18 protein-coding genes and 1 pseudogene are annotated in these 20,442 nt (G+C 71.5%); 3 read left to right on the forward strand and 16 right to left on the reverse strand.

Annotation, left to right across the window (positions count from 1 at the left end; all coding sequences use genetic code 11):
• The coding region (locus tag FREUN1FDRAFT_RS30800; RefSeq protein WP_006544231.1) for an alpha/beta hydrolase at positions 1–448 on the reverse strand (448 nt) is incomplete at its 3' end.
• A 206-nt stretch (positions 449–654) separates the two neighbouring features.
• Between FREUN1FDRAFT_RS30800 and FREUN1FDRAFT_RS30805 the strand changes: the two genes are divergently transcribed.
• Positions 655–1,530 (forward strand): helix-turn-helix domain-containing protein, encoded by an 876-nt coding sequence (locus FREUN1FDRAFT_RS30805; protein ID WP_006544232.1) that lies wholly within the window; start codon positions 655–657, stop codon positions 1,528–1,530.
• 22 nt (positions 1,531–1,552) lie between these two features.
• Here the strand turns inward: FREUN1FDRAFT_RS30805 and FREUN1FDRAFT_RS30810 are convergent, their stop codons facing one another.
• The 4 genes and pseudogenes from FREUN1FDRAFT_RS30810 to hrpB form a co-directional block, all read right to left on the reverse strand.
• Positions 1,553–3,031, reverse strand: a complete 1,479-nt coding sequence (locus tag FREUN1FDRAFT_RS30810; RefSeq protein WP_006544233.1) for an ATP-binding protein — start codon at positions 3,029–3,031, stop codon at positions 1,553–1,555.
• Positions 3,032–3,158: 127 nt separating this feature from the next.
• Positions 3,159–4,022 carry an LLM class flavin-dependent oxidoreductase gene (locus FREUN1FDRAFT_RS30815; protein WP_006544234.1) on the reverse strand — a complete coding sequence of 288 codons (864 nt, stop codon included), beginning with the start codon at positions 4,020–4,022 and terminating at the stop codon, positions 3,159–3,161.
• A gap of 196 nt (positions 4,023–4,218) precedes the next feature.
• A pseudogene (locus tag FREUN1FDRAFT_RS48300) lies at positions 4,219–4,371 on the reverse strand (SSI family serine proteinase inhibitor); the annotation flags it as partial.
• A gap of 42 nt (positions 4,372–4,413) precedes the next feature.
• Positions 4,414–7,119 (reverse strand): ATP-dependent helicase HrpB, encoded by a 2,706-nt coding sequence (hrpB, locus tag FREUN1FDRAFT_RS30820; RefSeq protein ID WP_006544235.1) that lies wholly within the window; start codon positions 7,117–7,119, stop codon positions 4,414–4,416.
• A 376-nt stretch (positions 7,120–7,495) separates the two neighbouring features.
• Here hrpB and FREUN1FDRAFT_RS30825 point away from each other — a divergent pair, with 376 nt between their 5' ends.
• Entirely contained in the window at positions 7,496–8,224 is a 729-nt protein-coding gene (locus FREUN1FDRAFT_RS30825) for a DUF4184 family protein (protein ID WP_006544236.1), read from the forward strand.
• Here FREUN1FDRAFT_RS30825 and FREUN1FDRAFT_RS30830 read toward each other — a convergent pair.
• The 4 genes from FREUN1FDRAFT_RS30830 to FREUN1FDRAFT_RS30845 all read right to left on the reverse strand — a co-directional run bounded on the left by FREUN1FDRAFT_RS30830 (position 8,187) and on the right by FREUN1FDRAFT_RS30845 (position 10,177).
• Entirely contained in the window at positions 8,187–8,690 is a 504-nt protein-coding gene (locus FREUN1FDRAFT_RS30830; protein ID WP_006544237.1) for a protein kinase, read from the reverse strand. The two genes, FREUN1FDRAFT_RS30825 and FREUN1FDRAFT_RS30830, sit on opposite strands and share 38 nt — an antisense overlap.
• A gap of 71 nt (positions 8,691–8,761) precedes the next feature.
• A complete protein-coding gene (locus FREUN1FDRAFT_RS30835) occupies positions 8,762–9,169 on the reverse strand; it encodes a type II toxin-antitoxin system VapC family toxin (protein WP_006544238.1) in 408 nt (135 codons plus the stop codon).
• Positions 9,166–9,402 (reverse strand): AbrB/MazE/SpoVT family DNA-binding domain-containing protein, encoded by a 237-nt coding sequence (locus FREUN1FDRAFT_RS30840; protein ID WP_006544239.1) that lies wholly within the window; start codon positions 9,400–9,402, stop codon positions 9,166–9,168. The genes FREUN1FDRAFT_RS30835 and FREUN1FDRAFT_RS30840 overlap by 4 nt, the downstream gene beginning before the upstream one ends.
• Before the next feature lie 163 nt (positions 9,403–9,565).
• On the reverse strand, positions 9,566–10,177 hold the full coding sequence (locus FREUN1FDRAFT_RS30845; RefSeq protein ID WP_006544240.1) for a superoxide dismutase: 612 nt from the start codon (positions 10,175–10,177) through the stop codon (positions 9,566–9,568).
• 361 nt (positions 10,178–10,538) lie between these two features.
• Here FREUN1FDRAFT_RS30845 and FREUN1FDRAFT_RS30850 point away from each other — a divergent pair, with 361 nt between their 5' ends.
• Positions 10,539–11,672, forward strand: a complete 1,134-nt coding sequence (locus FREUN1FDRAFT_RS30850) for an acyl-CoA desaturase (protein ID WP_006544241.1) — start codon at positions 10,539–10,541, stop codon at positions 11,670–11,672.
• Positions 11,673–11,921: 249 nt separating this feature from the next.
• Here the strand turns inward: FREUN1FDRAFT_RS30850 and FREUN1FDRAFT_RS30855 are convergent, their stop codons facing one another.
• The 7 genes from FREUN1FDRAFT_RS30855 to FREUN1FDRAFT_RS30880 form a co-directional block, all read right to left on the reverse strand.
• Entirely contained in the window at positions 11,922–12,614 is a 693-nt protein-coding gene (locus FREUN1FDRAFT_RS30855) for a histidine phosphatase family protein (RefSeq protein WP_006544242.1), read from the reverse strand.
• A gap of 147 nt (positions 12,615–12,761) precedes the next feature.
• Complete coding sequence (locus tag FREUN1FDRAFT_RS30860) at positions 12,762–15,362, reverse strand: glycosyltransferase family 39 protein (RefSeq protein ID WP_006544243.1); 2,601 nt, start codon at positions 15,360–15,362, stop codon at positions 12,762–12,764.
• Positions 15,359–16,777, reverse strand: a complete 1,419-nt coding sequence (locus FREUN1FDRAFT_RS30865; protein ID WP_006544244.1) for a bifunctional glycosyltransferase family 2/GtrA family protein — start codon at positions 16,775–16,777, stop codon at positions 15,359–15,361. The genes FREUN1FDRAFT_RS30860 and FREUN1FDRAFT_RS30865 overlap by 4 nt, the downstream gene beginning before the upstream one ends.
• Positions 16,778–17,041: 264 nt before the next feature.
• Positions 17,042–18,724, reverse strand: coding sequence for a CocE/NonD family hydrolase (locus FREUN1FDRAFT_RS30870; RefSeq protein WP_006544245.1), 1,683 nt, complete (start codon positions 18,722–18,724; stop codon positions 17,042–17,044).
• A gap of 259 nt (positions 18,725–18,983) precedes the next feature.
• Positions 18,984–19,109, reverse strand: a complete 126-nt coding sequence (locus tag FREUN1FDRAFT_RS47545) for a hypothetical protein (RefSeq protein WP_006544246.1) — start codon at positions 19,107–19,109, stop codon at positions 18,984–18,986.
• Positions 19,106–20,062, reverse strand: coding sequence for an SDR family NAD(P)-dependent oxidoreductase (locus FREUN1FDRAFT_RS30875; protein ID WP_050796111.1), 957 nt, complete (start codon positions 20,060–20,062; stop codon positions 19,106–19,108). Before FREUN1FDRAFT_RS30875 ends, FREUN1FDRAFT_RS47545 begins: the two co-directional genes overlap by 4 nt.
• A 56-nt stretch (positions 20,063–20,118) precedes the next feature.
• Positions 20,119–20,442: SRPBCC family protein (locus FREUN1FDRAFT_RS30880; protein ID WP_006544248.1), on the reverse strand; the 324-nt coding region annotated here is incomplete at its 5' end.

Genomic DNA, 20,442 nt, shown 5'->3' on the forward strand with positions numbered 1-20,442 from the left:
CGGCGCCGTAGCGGAACTGGCGCGCGGGTTCGGCGGTGCACACGGTCGCCACAGCCCTGACCCGGTGGTCGCCGCCGGTGGCGGCGAGCGAGTAACCGCCGGAGGCGCACACGCCCAGCAGTCCGATCCGGTCGGCGTCGACCTCGGGCCGGGTGGTGAGGTAGGAGACGGCGGCCTTGAAGTCCTCGACTCGCTGGGCGGGGTCCTCCAGACCACGCGGCAGACCACCGGACTCACCCTGGTAGGCGGCGTCGAAGGCCAGGGCCACGAACCCCCGCTCGGCCATCAGCCCCGCATAGGTACCGGACGTCTGCTCCTTCACCCCGGTGCCGGGGTGACCGACCACCAGCGCCGGAAGTGGGGCGCCGTCGGCCGGGTGGTCCGGAACGTGGAGGTGCGCGGCGATCTCGATGCCGGCGCTGTCGAACGTGACGCTGGTCCTGGCCATGGGGCAACTCTCCCTTGTCGATCAGTCGCTACGCGCCCGCCGTTCGGTGCCGCAGGTGACGGTTTGTCTTTCGGCGCACGCTGTCGGCGGTGTCCTCACCATCGACCGCGGCCCGCAGGTGGCAAAGAGGAAGGTCTCTGCCTGGGAAGGAACCTGGCCCCTCACACCCGTGCCGTTCCCACGGCGGAAACCGCAGACTGGAGACCATGAGCTCGGCATCGGCCTCCCACCTCGGCGCCTTCCTGAAGGCCCGCCGGGCCCAGCTGGATCCGCGGGAATGCGGCCTGCCCGGGACGGACTCCACCCGCCGGGTCGCGGGGCTGCGCCGCGAGGAGGTGGCTCAGCTCGCCGCGATCAGCGTTGACTACTACACCCGGCTCGAACAGGGGCGTGTCCGGGCCTCCGCCTCCGTGCTCGCCACCCTCGTCCGCGCCCTGCGCCTCGACGGCGACCAAGAACGCTATCTGTACGAGCTCGCGGGCAGGAGCGACGCCCTGCCGCATCGGCGCCGGCCGGCCCAGCGGGTACGGCCTGCCATGCGCCGCCTGCTGGACCAGCTCACCCAGACGCCCGCGCTGGTCCTCGGCAGGCGCCTGGACATCCTCGACTGGAATCCGGCGGCAGCCGCTCTCTACCTCGACTTCTCGGCGCTCTCACCGGCTCGCCGCAACTACTTGAACCTGCTGTTCACCAACCCGGTGATCCGCGAAATGCACCAGGAATGGAAACACGACGCCCGCGAAGCGGTCGCCGCGCTGCGTACGGAGGCCGCCGCGGATCCCGACGACCCGGAACTCGCCCGACTGGTCGGGGAGCTGTCCGTCCAGGACGTCGATTTCCGCACCTGGTGGGCCGAGCACCGTGTCAGTAACGCCAGCTATGGGACGAAGCGTTACCGGCACCGCCTCGTGGGCGACCTCACCCTCGACTGCGACACCTGGGCCAGCCCCGACGGCTCCGGACAACGCCTGATGGTCCTCACAGCCGAAGCCGGCAGCCCGTCCCACGACGCCCTGCGCATTCTCGCCTCCTGGAACGCGGAGCAGCCCGGCACCGAACGAACAGAGGGCCTGAGCCGATGAGCACGCCAATGAGCACATACTGCTAATCGAAGATGTCGGCGGCAGTGACGGTGAGACATTCCGGCGGTGCGTCGCGGATCTCCTCGCGAGCGCACAGCGCGAGGCGTACCGCGGCGGAGCCGTCGATCCCGGTGCTGCCAGGGCCGGCGGCCGGGTCGGCAGGGTCGGCAGGCCGGTCGTCTGGAGGGCGACCCGAGGCCGCGGGAACGGCTGTCACGGATGGAACAGCTGCTGTGACGGTACGAGCCTTCTCCGACAGTCGGCCGGCGATCCGCCGGCCGTCAATGGAGCGAGCCCACTTCGCCTCGCCGAACAGGACCGGGTGTCGGTCTCTGCCCGCGAGCACGACCGCATCGATCTCGTTCTGCCCGCCAGTGTTCCAGTAGGGCCCGACCGCGACGATGTCACTGCCCAGTGCGCCGGCGACCGCGAGTCGGCGTAGATGCTCGCGAAACGCTTCCTCCCACGGCTTGCCGAGATGGTCGTCCAGACTCTCGATCAGTACGGGCAGGATCGCTTTTCCTAGCCCACGTTCGATCTCCGCGCGGTACCGAGAAAGCAGCCCGAGGTAGAAGGCGAGGAAGTTGTCGGCGATTCGGTAGACCCGACGCCGGCTGCGCGCTGTTTCGGTGACCGGCATCTGTCGTTCGACCAGCCGCAGCTCGATGAGTCGATCCAGAGTGCGGGCCGGTTCAGCGCGAATGTGGTCTTTGATCTCGTTGTACTGGGTGCGGCCTTCGGCTATCGCGTGGAGTACGGCCGCCGGGTATTCACCGTGTTCCACCTCGGTGGCGAGCACCAGCTGCCCCTCGGTGAGCAGTGGTGCCCCGGGCCGGCAGGCGAGCCGCAGCAGGTTTTCAGCGAGGTTGGCGTCCTGGTCCCACCACGACAGATACAGCGGAACCCCGCCCACCAGCCCGTACACGAGCGCGCGGTCGGACGGTGTCAGCCCGGGCAGCATGAGTGCGGCCTCGTGCGGACGGAACGGATGCAGTGACAGCGACAGGTCGAATCTGCCGTACAGGGGCGCCCGCTGCTCCTGTAGCGCGGTCATGTGCCGCACGGCCGACCCGCACAGCAGCAGCCGTAGCCTGGTCCGCCCGGCTGTCCGGTCGAGGAAGGCCCGCAGGACTCCGGGCAGTTCGGGTGAGGTGGCGACGATCTCGGGGAACTCGTCCAGGATGACGAGGAGCGGCTCCTGCTCAGCCGCTGCGGCGAGGTCGTCGAGCGCGTCGTCCCAGTCGAGGTAGGGCCGCGCGGCGAGATCACGGATTCGCCCCGGCAGCGCGCTGGCCGCCTGACGGGACAGCTGTGCCAGTTCCCCGGCGGCCGCCCGGCCGGCTCCGGTATGGGACACGGACCGACGGCCCTGGGCGAAGCGCTGCAACAGCGCGGTTTTGCCGACCCGCCGCCGCCCCCACACCACCGCCGGCCGAGGGTCGGTCGAGCGCCACCACGCCTCAAGGGCGGCGAGTTCGTCGGTGCGATTCACAAAGGCCATCGCCGCCCCGCCTCTCCCGCCTACTCACACTGCCTGTAACTTACCTGCCCTGTAAGTTACAGGCGCCGCCAGCAGGCAGCCAGCGGCCAGTGGTCCGCGGCATCGGTGAGCTCATTAGGCCAGCGCCTCAGGCCGCTCCCAGACCGTCGGCGACCCGGTCGAGGACCCGGGCGGCCGGAGGCGGCGGCACGAGCTGGAGTACGACGTGATCGGCGCCGGCGGCGCGCTGGTCGTCGAGGCGTGCGCGCAGCGCGGCCGGCTCGTCGGGGACGGCGAGGGCGTCGACAAGGGCGTCGCTGGCCGCCGCGAAATCGGCGTCCGTGAAGCCGTACCGCGCGAGGTTCGCGCGATAGTTGGGCATCCCGAGGCACAGCCCGAGATAACGGCGCAGCTCGTCGGTCGTCTCGGTGGCGCCGAGCGCGACCATCTGAGAGGGCGCGATCCACGGGCCGGCGCCGACGGCTGCGCGAGCGGCGGCCGTGTGGGCGACGGGGCAGAAATAGGTGTGCAACCCGTCGGTGGCGGTTCCGGCGAGCTCGATCATTTTCGGGCCGAGCGCGCCGAGGAACCGTGGCGGCAGAGGATTCCGGTGCCCAGCGGCCGTCTCCATCGCTGCGAGGTAGTCGCGCAGGGCGGTCAGGGGCTTGGTGTAGGTCGAGCCGCGAGCTTCGGCGAGATGACGATGGCTGGTGCCGAGACCGAGCGCGAACCGCCCTGGGAACGCCTCGTGCAGGGTCGCCGCCGCACCGACCATCGCGCGCGGGTCCCGGGCGTGGATCGTCGCCACTCCGAGCGCGATGGTGAGCCGCTCGGTGGCCTGCAGGTAGAGCGCGGCGCGGACGAACGGGTCCAGGCTGCTGTATTCCTGCAGCCAGATCGTTGTGATGCCTGCCTTTTCCAGGTCGCGCACGGCGGCGATCGCCTCGGCGGCCGGCAGCTGGTCGAGGAAGCCCGCCCACAGGCCGATTCCGGTCGGCAGAGTGCCGGTCATACGACGTCTCCTTACTCTGCAGGGCGCCGGGCAACGGCACGGGAGCCTCGGCCGGATGCCGTCGTCGGACGGTACATCGTCGAGCGCGCGAGTTCCTCCGATGCTGTGCTGACCTCAGGTGAGGCCTGGGGAGACGTCCGGGTGCGGGTGACAGCCGCTGGGAATGCGGCTGCTGGCCGTGCACCGTGGCCGTGGCCGTCACCGGGTCGTAGATGAACGGGCAGAGGACCGCGGGGTCCACGGGGAGCTGGTTGAAGTCACCGCCCGCCGCGGCGATGGCCGCGCACGCCCCCGCCGGTCCGGATGAGTTGCCAGGGGGCTCGGCGGACAGGTCGGAGAACAGGTTCACCCAGGTAGGGAATGTCAGGCCTGGGTGCCCGGATCCTGCCCTTCAGCGGCTGCGGGTGCGGGGGGCGACGCGGCGGGTCGGTGGGGCTGTGGTCGGGTCGTCCGGCCAGGGGTGTCGGGGGTAGCGGCCGCGCAGCTCCGCGCGGACCTGCGGGTAGCCCGTGCGCCAGAACGACGCCAGGTCGCTCGTCACCGCCACCGGGCGCCCTGCCGGCGACAGCAGGTGAAGCACCAGCGGTGCGCGGCCGTCGGCGACGACGGGCACCCGCTCCCACCCGAACACCTCGGCGATCTTCACGGCCAGCACGGGGCCGGCCGCGCCGCTGGTGCCGCTGTAGTCGAGACGCACCCGGGAGCCGCTCGGCACCGTCACCCGTTCGGGGGCCAGTTCGTCCAGCCGGCCGGCCTGGGGCCAGGGCAGCAGGCGGCGCAGCGCGTGGCCGGCGTCGATGCGCTCAAGGTCGGCGCGGCGTCGCACACCGTCGAGGTCCGGGCCGAGCCAGTCGGAGGCGGAGTCCAGCAGGGCGGCGTCGGTGACGTCGGGCCAGGGGGCGCCGAGCAGCCGGTGGCAGAACGCGAGCCGATCGCGCAGGGCGAGCGCGTCGGCGCTCCATCGCAGCACGGGCAGGCCCGCGGCCCGAAGCCCGTCGAGCGCCGCGGCCCGCAGCAGGGACGGATCGGGCCTGCCCACCGGGCGTTCGGCGAGGATGATCGCGCCGAGGCGCTCGAGTTGGCGGGCGACGATGTCGCCGCCGGACCAGGCGACCTCGTCCTCGGTGCGTAGCAGCGCCGCGCCCGCCTCCCGCGCGGTCGCCGCGTCGAGGGTGACGGCCAGGCGCACTCGGGCGGACGTCCGGCCTGGCCCGCGGTCGGCGACCGCGATGGCGAGCCAGCCCGCCCCGGTCAACGCCGAGCCCGCGGCGAGCTCGGCACCGGTCCCGCCGGCCATCAGGTAGTTCGTGCTGCCGGCGTCACGGGCCCGCGCGAGCCGTTCGGGGAAGGCGAGGCCGACCACCAGCCCCGCCGCGAGATCGTCGGTGATCCCACCCGCGCCCCGCGCCGCGGGCCCGGCAAGGTCACCGGGCTCACCGGGCTCACCGGGCTCACCGGGTTCCCCGGTCCCGGCGGGTGGGGCCTGCGCGGCCGATCGCAGCCGGCGGGTCTCCTCCCGCCAGCGGGCGGACGCGGCCCGGTCTGTGTCGCCCCGCAGGCGGCGCCACGCGGCGACGAGGTCGTCGGACGGGCCGCCGACCGAGCCGCCGACCGAGCCGCCCACCGGGCCGTCCCCGGAGAGCATCGCCACCACCTCCGCCGCGCGGCGGGCGCCGACGGACCGGGTGCCGTCGAGCAGCGCTCGCGCGAGCCGCGGATGGGTTCCGACCTGGGCGATCGAACGTCCTCGTGGGGTGACTCGGCCGGTCTCGTCGACAGCTCCGAGGGCCCGCAGCGTTGCCCCGGCAGCTTCCATCGCGCCGGCCGGCGGCTCGCTGAGCAGGGGCAGGCCCACCCCACCGGGACTGCCCCAGACCGCCAGTTCCAGCGCGAAGGCGGTGAGGTCGGCGACGGCGATCTCCGGTTCCGGCTGGGCGGGCAACCGCTCATGCTCCGCGGCGGACCAGCAGCGGTACACCCGGCCCGGGGCCTCCCGCCCGGCCCGGCCCGCGCGCTGCCCGGCGGACGACCGGGACACCCGCACGGTGACCAGCGAGCCCAGCCCGCGGGCATGGTCCATGCGCGGGGAGCGGGCCAGGCCGGCGTCGACGACGACCCGCACACCGGGCACCGTGAGGCTGCTCTCCGCGACCGCGGTGGCCAGGACGACCCGGCGACGCGGGCCGGGGCGCAGCACCGCGTCCTGCGCCCCGCCGGTCTGCCGGCCGTGCAGGGTGAGGACGTCGACGGCGTCCCGGTGCCCGGCGAGCCGGCCGGCGACGGCGGCGATCTCACCGGCCCCGGGCAGGAAGACGAGCACATCCCCGGATGTCTCCCGCAGCGCGCGCCCGACCGTCGCGGCGACGTGGTCGAGCAGCCTCGGGTCGACCCGCAGCCCGTGCGCCGGAGTGATCACACCTGGTGAGGGCGCCCAGACGACCTCGACGTCGTACATCGAGGCGTCCGTCCCGATGATCGGCGCGGGCTGGTCGGGCGTGCCGAGCATCGCGGCCAGCCGCCGGGTGTCGGCGGTCGCGGAAGCGGCGACCAGACGCAGGTCGGGACGCAGCACGGCACGGGCGTCGAGCAGTAGCGCGAGCGCCAGGTCGGCGTCGAGGTGGCGCTCGTGGCATTCGTCGAGGACGACCGCGTCGGTACCGGGCAGCTCGGGGTCGCGTTGCAGCCGCCGGACCAGGACACCGGTCGTGACCACCTCGACCCTGGTCGACGGCCCGGCCCGGCGCTCGCCCCGGATCGTGTAACCGACCGCGCCCCCCACCTCGCCGACGCCCGTCTCGCCACCACGCATCTCGCCACCACGCATCTCGCCACCGCCGGTGAGGCTGGCCATCCGCCGGGCCGCGGCGCGGACGGCGATCCGCCGCGGCTCGACGACCAGCACGCGGCCGGGGACGTGGTCGGCGAGCGCGAGCGGGACGAGTGTCGTCTTGCCGGTGCCGGGCGGCGCCACCAGCACCGCGGCCCCACCGGCGTGGCCCGGCCCGGGCTGGTCGCGGGCGGTCAGCGCGCCGATGAGCGCCGGCAGGGCGGCCCGGATGGGAAGGTTCGCCCCGGCGACGGTGACGTCGGGCAGCATTCACGGAGCCTAGTAGCTGCCATTCCAGGCGTTTCGATCTTGTCCAGCGAGGCCTGCGGGCCGTCGGCCGCGAAGACCTCCGCGACGGCGGCGAGCAGGGCCTCGTAGTTGCGCCGGGCGTCCGCCCGCTGAGGTGGCCGCAGCAGCGCACCCAGACCAGGACGGTGGATCGCCCCCGGTACCGCTCCGATCGGACTCCCCGGACCGTTGTTGCGAGGGTGGTCCATGTCCTCACCGGTGGCCATTGTCACCCTCCCAGCCTTGCACCGTCCGAGCCCTGCACCTGCACAGCCTGGCTACCCGCGTTGTGGAGAGGACGGCTCCTCGTCTACTGGTCGCCCGGTACATTCGGGGCGACTGGTGCTGAGGGGGCTGGGTGCCGTTCACTGCGAGCCATCCCGCGGCGGTCCTGCCGCTGCGCAGGCTCGGTCTGCCGATGAGTGCGATGGTCGTGGGCTCGATGGTTCCCGACGTGCCGGTCTTCGGCCGGTGGACGGATCTGTACCAGCTCACGCACAGCCTGCTCGGGATCGTCACCGTCGTACCCGCCCTGACCATCGTGGTGCTGCTGGTGTGGTGTCACCTGGTGCGTGACGCCCTGGTCGACCTGGCGCCGGATGCGGTCCGGCTGCGGCTCGCTCCCCGAGCGCGGCTGAGCCGGCGCCAGTGGATGCTCGCTCCCGCGGCCGCGATGGTGGGCGGGCTGACGCATGTGGGCTGGGACCTGTTCACCCACCGCAACCGGTGGGGTTTTCGTCAGTTCGTCTGGTTGCGTGCCGAGCACGCGGGCCTGCCCGGGTATGGCTGGCTGCAGTACGGCAGCAGCGTGGCAGGGCTGGCCATCGTCGCGGTGGCGGCCGTCGCCCACCTACGGGCCCTGCCGCGGGAGCCGCGCCGGCCGCGGCGGCATCCGTCCCAGGCCATCGTCCTGCCCACGGGCGTGCTGGTGGCGGTGGTGGCGTGCCTCGCTGCCGCCGCCGCGGCGACGCACGAGTCCCGCGGACTGCGCGCCGTAGCCTTCGAGGCCGCCGTCGCCGGCGTCCTGGCCCTGATCGGCGCACTGCTGATCATCGTGGCCGGCTGGTGGGCCGTACGCCCGCGCTGAGCCCCGTGTCGACGAGTAGCTTCTCCGCCGCCGGTGCCACTGGTGCCACTGGTGCCACTGGTGCTGCTGGTGCTGCCGGGAGGGCCGGTCCTGTCGACGACGCGGTGAGCCCTTCGCCCTCGGCGGCGTGGTACAGCGTGGCGCCGATCGAGAACAGGTCGCCCGCCGTGGACTGGCGGATGCCCGCGAACTGTTCCGGGGCGATATAGGCCAGGGTTCCGATCGGACCGTCAGTGATCGTCGGATCCGACCCGTGGGAGGCGACGCCGAAATCGACGAGCACGATGCGGCCGTCGTGGCCGATCAAAATGTTCGCAGGCTTGACATCCCGATGGTTGATCCCGCGCTGGTGCGCCGCGACGAGTGCGTCCAGCGCGGCGACGCCGATCCGGATTACCTCGTCGGCCGGAAACGCGCCTCGGGTATGGAGCGCCTCGGCCAACGACACCGATGGCACGTACTCCATGATGATCCAGGGGAGCAGTTGAGCTGAGAAGCTCAGGGGTTGTGGAGGCCGGAGGCTTCACCGGCACGCATTCACCCGACCAGGATCACCTTGACGCCGACCGCGTCATAGGTTCCGCGGGCGCGTGCGTCCCTCGTCGCAAGGGCCAGGCCGTGCTCTTTGGCGGTGAGTGCCACCAGACCGTCATACACGGCGCCCCCGACGATGCCGAGTCGGCTCAAGGTCGTGTGGATCTGCTGTGCGGGCGGCCCGCTCAGCACCAGCGGTGCCGTGAATCTCGCGTCGAGCAGGCGTGCGGCGTCCGGCCCGGACAGGCGGGCGTCGCCCGGCAGTCTGGTGAGCACCGAGTAGGTCTCGGCCAGAGCGTGCCCACTCAGCGTGAGCTGCTGTCCGCCCCACCATCGCGCCACGTCCGTGTGATGTTGATGGGAGCGGACAAGCAGCGGGACGGCGACACTGGTGTCGACGGCGATGGTCACCTGCGTGTGGCGTCGATGAGGCCGAACAGGACGTCGTCGTCGACAGGCGTGTCGCCGGCGGACACGAGCACGCCGTTCTCCTCGACGAGGCGGGCGGTTCTGCCGGCTGGCACGACCTGCACACCGGCCCCGTAAGGCGAGATGTCCACCTTCGTGCCGGGGAGCAGGCCCAGCGCGTCGCGGATGGACTTGGGCAGCACGATGCGGCCCGCCTGATCCACAACAGCTTCCATGGGAACACGATACCAATCTGATCCCAATGCGCCGTCGGCGTGGAGACAGGCACCCGTCGCCGTGTCGCCTGCGGCGCCGGGCCACCGAGCCGGCCGGGTGGCTGGATGCCGTCCCGGCCGGCCGGGTGGGTGTGCGCGGAGCCTGTGCGCGGGCCGGGCCGCGTCAGACCGAGGCGATCTGCTTGGCGTTCGCGTAGCGGGTGGCGACGTCGGCCCAGTTGACGATGTCCCACAGGGCGGTGACGTAGTCGGCCTTGACGTTCTTGTACTGCAGGTACCAGGCGTGCTCCCAGGCGTCGAAGGCCAGGAGTGTGGTGTTGCCGATGCCGACGTTGCTCTGGTGGTCGTAGACCTGCTCGACGAGGAGACGTCCGGAAAGCTGGTCGTAGGCGAGGATGCCCCAGCCGGAGCCCTGGACGGTGGTGGTGACGGCGGTGAGCTGGGCCTTGAAGCTGTCGAAGGAGCCGAAGGACTCGGTGATCGCGTCGCTGAGGGCGCCGTCGGGCTTGTCGCCGCCGTCAGGGGAGAGGTTCTGCCAGTAGATCGAGTGCAGGATGTGGCCGGAGACGTTGAACGCGAGGGTCTTCTCCAGACCGACGATGGCGCCGAAGTCGCCGGAGTCGCGGGCCTCGGCGAGCTTGTCCAGGGTCGTGTTCGCGCCGGCGACATAGGTCGCATGGTGCTTGTCGTGGTGCAGCTCGATGATCTGGCCGCTGATCGCCGGCTCCAGCGCGGCGTATTCGTACTGCAGATCGGGCAGGGTGTAGACGCTCACCTGATCGTCCTTCGCTGGTTGGTGGTGGGTGTGTGGGTGGCGGCCCGCGCCGCGTAACCGGGATGTCTCGCCGCGCAGCCGGCACGATCAGCTCCGACGGGAGTCGGATCCGGCGAACTCCTTCTTCACCTGGGTATCTCCAGGTGAAGACCGGTGTTGTCGCATCACGCCGGATGCCGGTGGGAAGCGGAGCTGTGGTGCTGATGGCCGCCGGTGGAACCCTGGGCGACGAGATTCTCGGATTCCAGACGAACCCGGCGTGCGCGTATTTCGGCCGTCCCACCTGGCTGTCACACTCACGGCACGCCGAGCTTCGTGGAGCCCGTCTCCTCAACGGCCGGGGTGACAAAGGGGCGTGTCGATGTCCACGTTCATCGAGATCAGACCAGTGGGCACCCTCGCGGCGCCACCGGACCGGGCCCGCGGCTCCGAGCTGCTCACCCTCGTGCGGGACGCCGGGTATCTACAGCGCGACCCGAGGTACTACGCCGGGCGCATCGCCGCCGACCTGGCGCTGCTCGTCGGAGGGTGGGCCGCCTTCGTGCTGGTCGGCCGTTCGTGGTGGCAGGTGCTCGTCGCCGCCTGGCTGGGGATCGCGTTCACGCACATCGGTTTCCTCGGGCATGACGCGGGGCACCGCCAGGTGTTCCGCTCACGGCGCGGGAACGACGCCCTCGGTATTCTGGCCGCGAATCTCGCGATCGGGCTGAGTTTCGGCTGGTGGGTCGACAAGCATCGGCGCCACCACCTCAACCCGAATCATGTGGGGCTCGACCCGGATATCGACAACAAGATGGTCTCGTTCTATCCGAAGCCGGCGCAGCCGCGCGGCCGGGTTGCCCGACTGGTCGTGCGCCATCAGGTGGCGGTCATCTGCGTCGCCCTTCCCCTGCAGGCATTCGTGCTGCATGTGAAAAGCGTGCAGTTCCTGGTGCGGGGCGGCGGTCGTCATCGCGGGCCCGAGTGCCTCGCGCTGGCGCTGTTCGTGCTGATGTACGCCGGACTCGTGGTGGCCGTGCTCGACCCGGTACACGCGGTCGTCTTCGTCCTGGTGCAGCAGGGCGTGTTCGGCACCTATTTCGCGCTGGTGGTCGCGCCGAACCACAAGGGCATGCCGATCGTCCACGGCAGCCCGCGGACGGACTTCGTGTGGCGGCAGGCGGCCACGGCGCGCAACGTCGACGGTGGGCGCGTCGTCGACTATCTGTTCGGCGGCCTGAACCACCAGATCGAGCACCACCTCTTCCCGAGCATGCCCCGCAGGTCGCTGCGCCGGGTGCGGCCGCTGGTGCGGGACTTCTGCCAGGCCAACGAGATTCCCTACACGCATACGTCCCTGCTGGACACCTATCGGCAGGCGTTCGGCTACCTGCACCAGGTCGCCCGGCTGGAGAACAGCATGCCCGCCGATCAGCGGGGCTCGGCGGCAACGAGCCCGGCGAGGTCGAGCGCGTCTCCCTCACCTCGGCCAGCCACTCGTCGCGGATGTAGGTGAAGTCGCCGGTCTCGGTGTCGAACAGACCGATGCTGTCGGCTGTCACCCGCTGCTGCCGAGCAATAGTTGAGGATTTTGGTCGTTCTGACAGCCGAAATCCTCAGCTCTTGCGGATTGTCAAACGGCCCTGCGCCCCTTTTATCTCTCTTGAGGTGAATTGCCGGCGTGGCGCGACGGTGCCGGATCGCCTGGGGGTGGCCGAGCGGCGAGTGGACACGGGCCGCCAGGCCGATGCCGGGCGCGGGCGGGCTACCCGGCTGCGCGGTTCTCGGCGACGGCCTCGCGCACCGGGGCGCCGGTGACATCCTGCGCGGCGACGACGTCAGGAACAGCGGACCCACCCAGCGGCTCGCCGTGCCACTGAACCAGGTTCCAGCCAGCCGCGGGATCGCCTTCGATCGTGACCATTCCGGTGTTCGAGAGCCACCGATCCTCGACGGAACCGACGCCACCGACCCGTATACCGACCCAGGCCCGGATCGCGGCACCATGGCTGACGACCAGGATGGTGTCGTGATCGTCATGCGCGGCCGCGATGCTCGTGACCGCGGTGTCGTATCCGGTGACGAACCGGCGACCGTCGTGCCCACCCGGCATCGTGCGGTCCAGATCGCCGTGGATCCAGTGGCTGATGACGTCGAGGTATGTCGTGACGGCTTCCTTGTCGCTGCGCAGCTCAAGGTCGCCGGCGGCGATCTCCTCGATGCCCTCCTCGACCTTGGCCGGCAGGCCGCATGCGTTGGCAAGGGGGGCCGCTGTGAGCTGGGTGCGGACCAGGAGCGAGGTGTAGATCGCCGAGATCGGCTCCCCGCCGAGCGCGTCGGGCAGTGCCCGTGCCTGCGCGTGACCGAGCGCGGTAAGCCCGGCTCCCGGCAGCCCTGTATCGAGGGCACCGGCGACGTTCGAAGGGGTTTGGCCGTGTCGGAGCAGCATCAGGCGCATCGTGACCGAGTCTAGCCAGCGGCTGACGTCGCGGTACTGACCATCGCGAGATCAGGATTGCTCGGACTCCCCGGATCCGACCGTGGTGGGTCCTCTCTCCATAGCCAGGCGTGGAGAGAGGACCCACGGGTTTGGACCTGCTCGTTTCTAGCTGTTCACCGGCTGGGTGAGGTCGTAGACGGTCTGGCCGCCCACGGTCAGCGCGGTGAAGTTCTCGGTGACCCACGTCGAGATCTCACTGTTGCCGCCGAAGCCGCCGCCCCCGCCGCCGAAGCCGGGCATACCGCCGGTGCCTCGGGACTGTGCGGTGCCTCGGGACTGTGCGGTGCCTCCGGACTGTGCGGTGCCTCCGGACTGGCCGGTGGCGTCGGTGCCGCCAGCCGTGGTGTTGACGATCATGCCGCCACCCATGCCGCCGGCGATGAAGTAGTGGATCTCGCCGTCGTTGACGTACTGCTTGAACTGCTCCAGCGTGATCGCCGGGTCGCTGCCGGACCAGCCGCCCATCGCCATCACCGGGCTGCCCCCGCTGGCGAGCTCCATGGATGCGGCTGACTGCGACGTGCTCGTCGCGGCGACCCAGCGGTAGCCCTCGGAGCCCTCGGAGAGGAGCTTGCCCAGTTCGTCGCTGACATCCTCGCCCATGCCCCCGCCGCGCATGCCGCCGCCCGCGCCCGTGCCGCCGTTGCCGGTCGTCCCGCCGCTGTTGCCGGTCGTCCCGCTGCCGGGGAAGCCCTGACCCCCGCCGGGGAAGCCCTGACCGCCGGGCGTCTGCGCGGTGCCTGGGCCGCCGCCCATGCGTCCGAAGCCACCCATACCGCCGCCGGACGGGCCTGCCAGCGGGATCGAACCGGTGTGCGGCTGTGAGGCGGTCTCCAGCGCGTAGCCCGCCGGGGCGGCCAGCGCGCCGAAGGCGACGACCACCGCGAGCGCGACCACAGTCCTGCGGATCAGGCGCCGGCTCGCGACCGCGGCGACCGCCCCGACCCGGACCAGATGCGGGCCGACGACTACCGCGACCGCGCCCACCAGGCCGGTGACGAGCACCGGCAGCCGTAGCCAGCTCTGCCAGTCGTCGTTGCGCCCGAGCAGGACGTACGGCCAGATCGAGGCGGCCGCGATGCCCGCCGCCAGGAACACCCGGGAGATGATCTCGCCGCGGGCGCGCCAGAGTTCATGCAGCCCGATCGCGATGATGGCGGCGATGGCGGGGGCGAGCGCCACCGAGTAGTACTCGTGGACGATGCCCTCCATGTAGCTGAAGGTCAGGCCGGTCACCAGCAGCCAGCAGCCCCACAGCACCAGCCCGGCGCGGGCGCGGTCGGTACGCGGCGCCCGCCGGGTCGCCCACAGACCGCCGACCAGCAGGACGAGTGCGGCTGGCAGCAGCCAGGAGATCTGGTCGCCGAAGTTGTCGCCGAACATCCGGTCGATGCCTGTGGCGCCGCCGAAACCGCCACCCCCACCGCCGAAACCGCCGCCACTCGCACCGGGGCCGTTCATCGTGAACTCGCCGTCTCCCGGAGGGCCGCCGTTCGCGCTGAAGTACTGCTCGATCTCGGTAAGCGCGGCCTGGCCGCCGGGGAAGCCGCCACGGCCACCGCCCCCGCCGCCACCCGGGCCGTTGCTCTCACCGAAGATCCGTCCCAGGCCGTTGTAGCCGAACGCCAGGCCGAGCACGCTGTTGTCCTCGGAGCCACCGATGTAGGGCCGCGAGCTCTTCGGCCACAGATCGGTGGCGAGCACCCACCATCCGGCCCCGACCAGGATGCCGCCGACGCCGGCGAGCACCCCGCCGACGCGGCGCCACCAGCCGGTCGGCGCGGCGATCAGGTACGCCAGCCCGAAGGCGGGAACCACCAGGAACGCCTGCATCATCTTGGTCAGGAAGGCGAAGCCGATGGCCACACCGGCGGCGACCAGCCACCGCCAGGACGCGGCCTCCAGCGCACGGGTGACCGCGTAGGCGCCGACGACCAGCAGCAGCACGAGCAGGGCGTCCGGGTTGTTGAAGCGGAACATCAGCACCGCGACCGGCGTGAGCGCGCACAGCACCCCGGCCAGCAGGCCGGCCACCGGCCCGGCGACCCGGCGGACGGTGGCGTACAGGAGCCCGACCGTCGCGACGCCGCACAGCGCGTTCGGGGCGAGCATGCTCCAGCTGGAGAAACCGAAGATGCGTCCGGACAGCGCCATCATCCACAGCGAGGCCGGAGGTTTGTCCACGGTGATGAAGTTCGACGAGTCCAGCGACCCGAAGAACATCGCCTTCCAGCTCAGCGTGCCGGCCTGGACGGCCGCCGCGTAGAAGCTGTTGGCGTTGCCCGAGGCGCCCAGATCCCACAGGTAGAGCACGGCGGTGGCGGCGAGCAGCGCCAACAGCGCCGGGCGCACCCAGCGTGGATCGTCCGGCCGGCCACGGACCAGCCCGGCGAACCGCCCACCTGCGGCCGCATCACCCGCCCGGTGCCCCGCACCCGGGTTTCGCGGGCCGGGCTGGGCCGGCTGCTCCGCCGCCCGGATGTCCTCGTCCTCCGGACCGCGCTGCACCGGCGGCGGGATGACCTCGGCCTGGCCGGCCGCCGCCGAGCCCGCCGCCGGAGAGTCGCCCCCGTACTGCGCGGCGGAAAGGGGCCGGCTCGCGTATGGCTGGCCATAGCCAGGACCACCGGAAGGCGGCCCGCCGGGCAGCGCACCCGCGTTCGGCTCGCCGGAACGCGGCGCCTCGGCATCTCCGTTGACTGTCATCGATCCTTTTCCGGGTTCTGGGGACGGGCCTGGGACTGGGCCGGGGGACGGGACTGGGGCTGGGGCTGGACAGCGGTGGCCGCCGGCGGCGTTCGCGGCGATGTGGGTGGCGACGGAGCGGGCACAACGGCAGGCCCGGACGAGGACACGAACTTTTCGGGTGCCCCGTCGCGGCGCGGGTGGAAGACCCAGGCGCGGAAGGCGACGAAGCGCAGCACCGTGACCACCAGGTTCGCGATGACGAGCACCGCGAGCTCGACCCCGCGGCCCGGCTCGTCGGCGAGCGCGTGCAGGCCGGCGAGCGCGCCGCTGGTCAACGCCAGCCCGACCGCGAAGATCACCAGGCCTTCGACGTGGCTCCGGGCGCCGACACCGCGGACGCCGAACGTCAGCCGGCGGTTGGCGGCGGTGTTGGCGACCGCGGTGAGGAGCAGCGCGAAAAGGTTCGCGACCTGCGGGCCGAGCCACCCGCGCAGCAGGACGAACACGATCAGGTAGGTGACCGTGCTCGCGACGCCGATGGCCACGAACCGGACGAGCTGCCGCACCAGCCGGGGCGGAACCTCCGGCAGATCAGACGTCAGCGGCGCGCGGCCGAGCTGGGCGCGCAGCTGACCGACGGGCAGCCGGCCGGTTGCCAGGGCCCGGCCGACGCGTGCCACACCGCGCAGGTCAGCGAGCGCGGTCGCGACGATGTCGACCCTGCTGTCGGGGTCGTCCACCCAGTCCACCGGGACCTCGTGGATCCGCAGGCCGCAGCGTTCCGCCAGCACCAGCAGCTCGGTGTCGAAGAACCAGGCGGTGTCCAGCACCAGCGGCAGCAAGCGGTGGGCGGCCTCCGTCCGCATCGCCTTGAAGCCGCACTGCGCGTCCGAGAAGCTGGCGCGCAGCGTCGTGCGCAGCAGCAGGTTGTAGCACCGGGAGATCACCTCGCGCTTGGGGCCGCGCACCACCCGCGACCCACGGGCCAGCCGGGACCCGATCGCCAGGTCCGAATGCCCGGAGATGAGCGGCGCCACCAGCGGCAGCAGCCCGCCGAGGTCGGTCGACAGGTCGACGTCCATGTAGGCGACGACGCGGGCGGTGCTGGCCAGCCAGACCTGCCGCAGCGCTCGGCCGCGGCCCTTCTGGTCCAGGTGGACGGCCCGGACGTCGGTCAGCTCCTGGGCGAGCCGGGACGCGCACGCCCAGGTCCCGTCGGTGCTGGCGTTGTCCGCGATCGTAATGACGGTGCTGAACGGGAAGGCCTGCCCCAGGAAGGCGTGCAACCTGCGGACACTGGGCCCAAGATCGTTCTCCTCGTTGTAGACCGGGATGACGATCTCGACATCCGGGCCTGTCATGTTGGCGCCCACAGCCGCATGCCCCGAGGCCACGCCCGACAGTGGCCGCGACTCGACGTCGTCCAGCATCATGGGGCCAGCGTTGCCGAGGAGGCTGGCGCCAGCCTTTGGCCCGCCTGTGAGTCAGCTATGAAAACGCCAATTAAAACCGCACCATTTATGGCCGGGCCGGGGTCTTTTCGGCGTGCGCATCCCGAGGGAAGCTCACCAGGCGCACCTGGAGATATCCGGCCGGATAACTCCAGGTGAACGCCACGGAGTGGGCGATGCCTGACCTCCGGGGTCAGGACCCGAACCAGGCCCAGGTCAGCCCAGGTCAGCCCAGATCAGCCCAGGTCAGGCGCCTGGTCGGCTGACGGTGGGGAGGGTCAGCGTGGATCCGCCCGCGCCGGTCGCGACGGTGACGTCGACGGGAGTCGAGTTCTGGGTGAGCATGTCCGAGGCGCCGCCGGAAACGCGCACGGCGATGCGGTGGCCGGCCGCGAACTGCCAGTCGTCGGGCCGGATCGCGATGGTGAGGGTGACGGGTGTGCCGGTCGGCACCGGTGCGGGCTTGACGCTGGACGACCGGTGGCTGGCGCGGAGGAAGCCGTTGTTGACCAGCGTCTCCTTGCCGTCGGGCCCGATGTCGAGCAGTTCGGCGTAGAGGTTCGCGTCGGGGCCGGACAGGGTCGCCTTCAGCGTGAGTGTCGGCCGGCCGAACAGGGACGTCGGTGCGGTCAGCGCGCCGGTGCTGAACAGGACGGACCCACCGGCAGTGGACGGATCCTGCGGCTGGTGGAACGTCTTCGCCCCGCCCGTGGGGCTGGCCGTGCCGAGCGAGCCGTCGGCGTTGAGGGTGAAGGACTGTGCGATGGTGCCGGTCGGCCGGTAATCGGTGATCTCCCGCCAGCCCGGCGAGGTCGCGCCGCTGCCGGCACCGGCATGGCTGACCAGTGTCGGCTGGGCCGGGATCGGGACGTTCGGCAGCTTCATCAACCAGTTGTCGAACCAGGCGAGCGCGATGCCCGGGGAGAGCCCTTCGGAGTTACAGACACCCCCGCAGTTCGGGTAGAGCAGCGGGCTCAGATGGGGCCACTGGCCGTAGATCGCCCAGGTCCGGTCGAGCGCACCCTCGATGTTGGTGAACTGTCCGGAGCGGAAGTACTGGTCGACCCAGCCGCCCATGGTGAGGACCGGAACCTTGATCGCGTCGTAGTGGTCGGCGAAGGACCGCGACTGCCAGTATTCGTCGTAGGTGGGGTGCGCGCGGTTGGCCGCGTATTCGGCCTCGGTGTTGACCGCGCCACCGGTGATCATCTGGGCGACCCCGGGCCAGTTGTCGATGCTGCCGCCCTCGGTGGATTTGATGCCACCCGGGTAGATGACGTCCTGGTAGAGGTTCGCGGGCGACTGGAGTGGGGCGATGGCCACCAGGTGCGGCGCCTGGTTGATGGCCGCGCCGTAGGTGGTCTGGCCGCCGTAGCTTTCGCCGGTCATTCCGATCCGGCCATTCGAATAGGGCTGGGATGCCAGCCATTCGACCAGGTCTCGGGCATCTTTGCCGTCCTGCGCCGACATGGCGTTCCGCCAGGTTCCCCCGGACCCGCCGGTGCCCCGCAGGTTACAGATCAGTGCGTTGTATCCGTGGGTCGCGAAATAGGTGCCCTCGCCGGCTACATAGGACGTCCGTAAGATCGCGTACGGGGTGAACTCGACCACCAGGCCGGGAAACTTTCCCGAGGCCGGTGAGCCGTCGGTTGCCGGGCGGACCAGGGTGCAGCTCAGCGGGGTGCCGTCCCGGGTCGGCACCGTGATCTCGGTGGAGACGGCCTGGTGGGTGGCCGGCCGGTCGTAGCCCCACCACGCTTTTGTGGCGTCCGACAACGGTGCGGCGGCGACCGGCGTCGGCGCCGATGCCGTGGATTTCGTCGGTGTCGGCCTGGCGGCGCCCCCGGTCGACGAGGACGAGCAGGCGGCGAGCGCGAGGACGGCGATCGGAACGAGGCTGCGGACGAGCATGCGTGTGCGGACGGCCATGGGGCTCCTCCCGAATTGTCCGGCAGAGTCTGCCATGCAATTCGGTGCAGGTCACGAAGTTGTCGGCCGACCTGGCACTCCGCTCGGCGCCGAGCGCCGGCGGGCCGGCCGGACACCGAGCCTCACGATGTGCCCGTTCGCCCGTTCGCCCGTTCGCCCGTTCGCCCGTTCGCCGGCGAAGGCGGTGGAGCGCCATGCCGGGACGACGGTCTGTCGGTCCGGTACGGCGCTCCCGTCGGTGGCCGCTGTTCGCCTGGCGTCAGCAGTCGCGGGTGAAGGGCTCGTCGGCGAAGCGGTCGGCGAGGAAGTTCACGGCCCGTGCCGAAAGCCACCTGTCCACGGAGACGCCGTCGAGACGTGGCCCGGACTCCCTGACAACCGTCATTCGGAGCCGGTTGCCGGCGTCGGCGTCGGCGTCGGTGCGAAGGCGGAGGGGGTGTGGGCGCCCTGGAGGGTCCAGCCGGGGCCGGAACGCAGCCAGCCGGCGGAGGCGGCGGTGCCGCCGTCGACGCTCAGCGTGGTGCCGGTGATGTAGGCGGCACGGTCGGAACACAGGAACACGGCCGCGTCGGCGATCTCGGCGGCGATGCCCTCGCGGCCGAGCGGGACGTAGCGCTCGATGCCGGGAACGCGCTCGGCCGGTGGAGCGGGCAGCGTGTCGGGGTCGACCGGGCCACGCATGATGCCGCGGATGCCGGCGGTGGCGGTCATGTCAGGGGCGATCGCGTTGATCCGGATGCCGGACTCGGCGAGCTCCAGAGCCATCGTGCGGGTGAAGTTGATCATTCCGGCCTTGCAGGCGGCGTAGACCGCGTACATCGGGGCGGCCCGCATCCCCTCGATGCTGGTGATGTTGACGATCGAGCCGCCGCCCCGCCGCGCACCCTCGCGCCCGCCCGCCTCGCCGGCATCCGCGTTCCCGGCGGCGATGGTCTGGGCGATCAGCGGGGCCGCGGTCGAGGTGGCGGCCAGCATGCTGACGAGGTTGATGTCGATGTGCCGCCGCCAGCTGCGTTCGCTCTGGTCGAGGAACCGGCTCGCCTTCACCCCGCCCGCGTTGTTGACGAGGATGTCCAGCCGGCCGAACTCGGCGTGCGTGGCGGTGATGGCGTCGGCGAGCGCCGCGGTGTCCATGACGTCCGCGGGCAGCGCGACGGCCAGCCCGCCCTCCTTCTCGATCAGTTCTGCGGTGGCGGTGGCCCGGGTCGGGTCGATCTCGACCAGCCCGACCCGCACTCCGGCCGCGGCAAGCCCGCGTGCGATCGCCTGCCCGATGCCGGCACCCGCGCCGGTCACCACCGCCGCCCTGCCGGTCAGCCCGAGATCGAACATCGCCATGACCTCATCCACTCCTGTCTCATTGAACTCAGGTTGTTCTCACGGCCGTGGCCGGTTCAGCCGTGCCACGCCAGGATCGCGGCCTGCTGGGCGCGGTGGGCCGCGAGCACCTCCTCGAAGCCGCGGTGCAGGTGCTGCGGGGCCGGCTCGTTCCGGCCGAACAGCACGTGATCGACCAGTCCGAGGCGCAGGCCGGGCTCGGTGCGGCCCGCGACCCAGAAGTCCTCACCGTCGACGACCGTCTCGCAGATCCACGGCGCCATGTCGACCGCCTTGGAATGCTCGGCCTCGGTCAGCCCGGGTCGCAGGTAGGAGGTGTGCAGGACCTCGGAGGAGCGCTCGTCGACCGGCAGGATCTGCCAGAGGTCGATGTGCCGGGC

The organism is Parafrankia sp. EUN1f, assembly GCF_000177675.1.
GTDB lineage: Bacteria > Actinomycetota > Actinomycetes > Frankiales > Frankiaceae > Parafrankia.

Coding starts and splice junctions, on each gene's coding strand:
- FREUN1FDRAFT_RS30860 (WP_006544243.1), bottom strand. CDS start 15,362: ATGACAGTCAACGGAGATGCCGAGGCGCCGCGTTCCGGCGAGCCGAAC.
- FREUN1FDRAFT_RS30805 (WP_006544232.1), top strand. CDS start 655: ATGAGCTCGGCATCGGCCTCCCACCTCGGCGCCTTCCTGAAGGCCCGC.
- FREUN1FDRAFT_RS30840 (WP_006544239.1), bottom strand. CDS start 9,402: ATGGAAGCTGTTGTGGATCAGGCGGGCCGCATCGTGCTGCCCAAGTCC.
- FREUN1FDRAFT_RS30815 (WP_006544234.1), bottom strand. CDS start 4,022: ATGACCGGCACTCTGCCGACCGGAATCGGCCTGTGGGCGGGCTTCCTC.
- FREUN1FDRAFT_RS30830 (WP_006544237.1), bottom strand. CDS start 8,690: ATGGAGTACGTGCCATCGGTGTCGTTGGCCGAGGCGCTCCATACCCGA.
- FREUN1FDRAFT_RS30810 (WP_006544233.1), bottom strand. CDS start 3,031: ATGGCCTTTGTGAATCGCACCGACGAACTCGCCGCCCTTGAGGCGTGG.
- FREUN1FDRAFT_RS30855 (WP_006544242.1), bottom strand. CDS start 12,614: ATGCGCCTGATGCTGCTCCGACACGGCCAAACCCCTTCGAACGTCGCC.
- FREUN1FDRAFT_RS30850 (WP_006544241.1), top strand. CDS start 10,539: ATGTCCACGTTCATCGAGATCAGACCAGTGGGCACCCTCGCGGCGCCA.
- FREUN1FDRAFT_RS30865 (WP_006544244.1), bottom strand. CDS start 16,777: ATGATGCTGGACGACGTCGAGTCGCGGCCACTGTCGGGCGTGGCCTCG.
- FREUN1FDRAFT_RS47545 (WP_006544246.1), bottom strand. CDS start 19,109: ATGACGGTTGTCAGGGAGTCCGGGCCACGTCTCGACGGCGTCTCCGTG.
- FREUN1FDRAFT_RS30870 (WP_006544245.1), bottom strand. CDS start 18,724: ATGGCCGTCCGCACACGCATGCTCGTCCGCAGCCTCGTTCCGATCGCC.
- FREUN1FDRAFT_RS30875 (WP_050796111.1), bottom strand. CDS start 20,062: ATGGCGATGTTCGATCTCGGGCTGACCGGCAGGGCGGCGGTGGTGACC.
- hrpB (WP_006544235.1), bottom strand. CDS start 7,119: ATGCTGCCCGACGTCACCGTCGCCGGGGCGAACCTTCCCATCCGGGCC.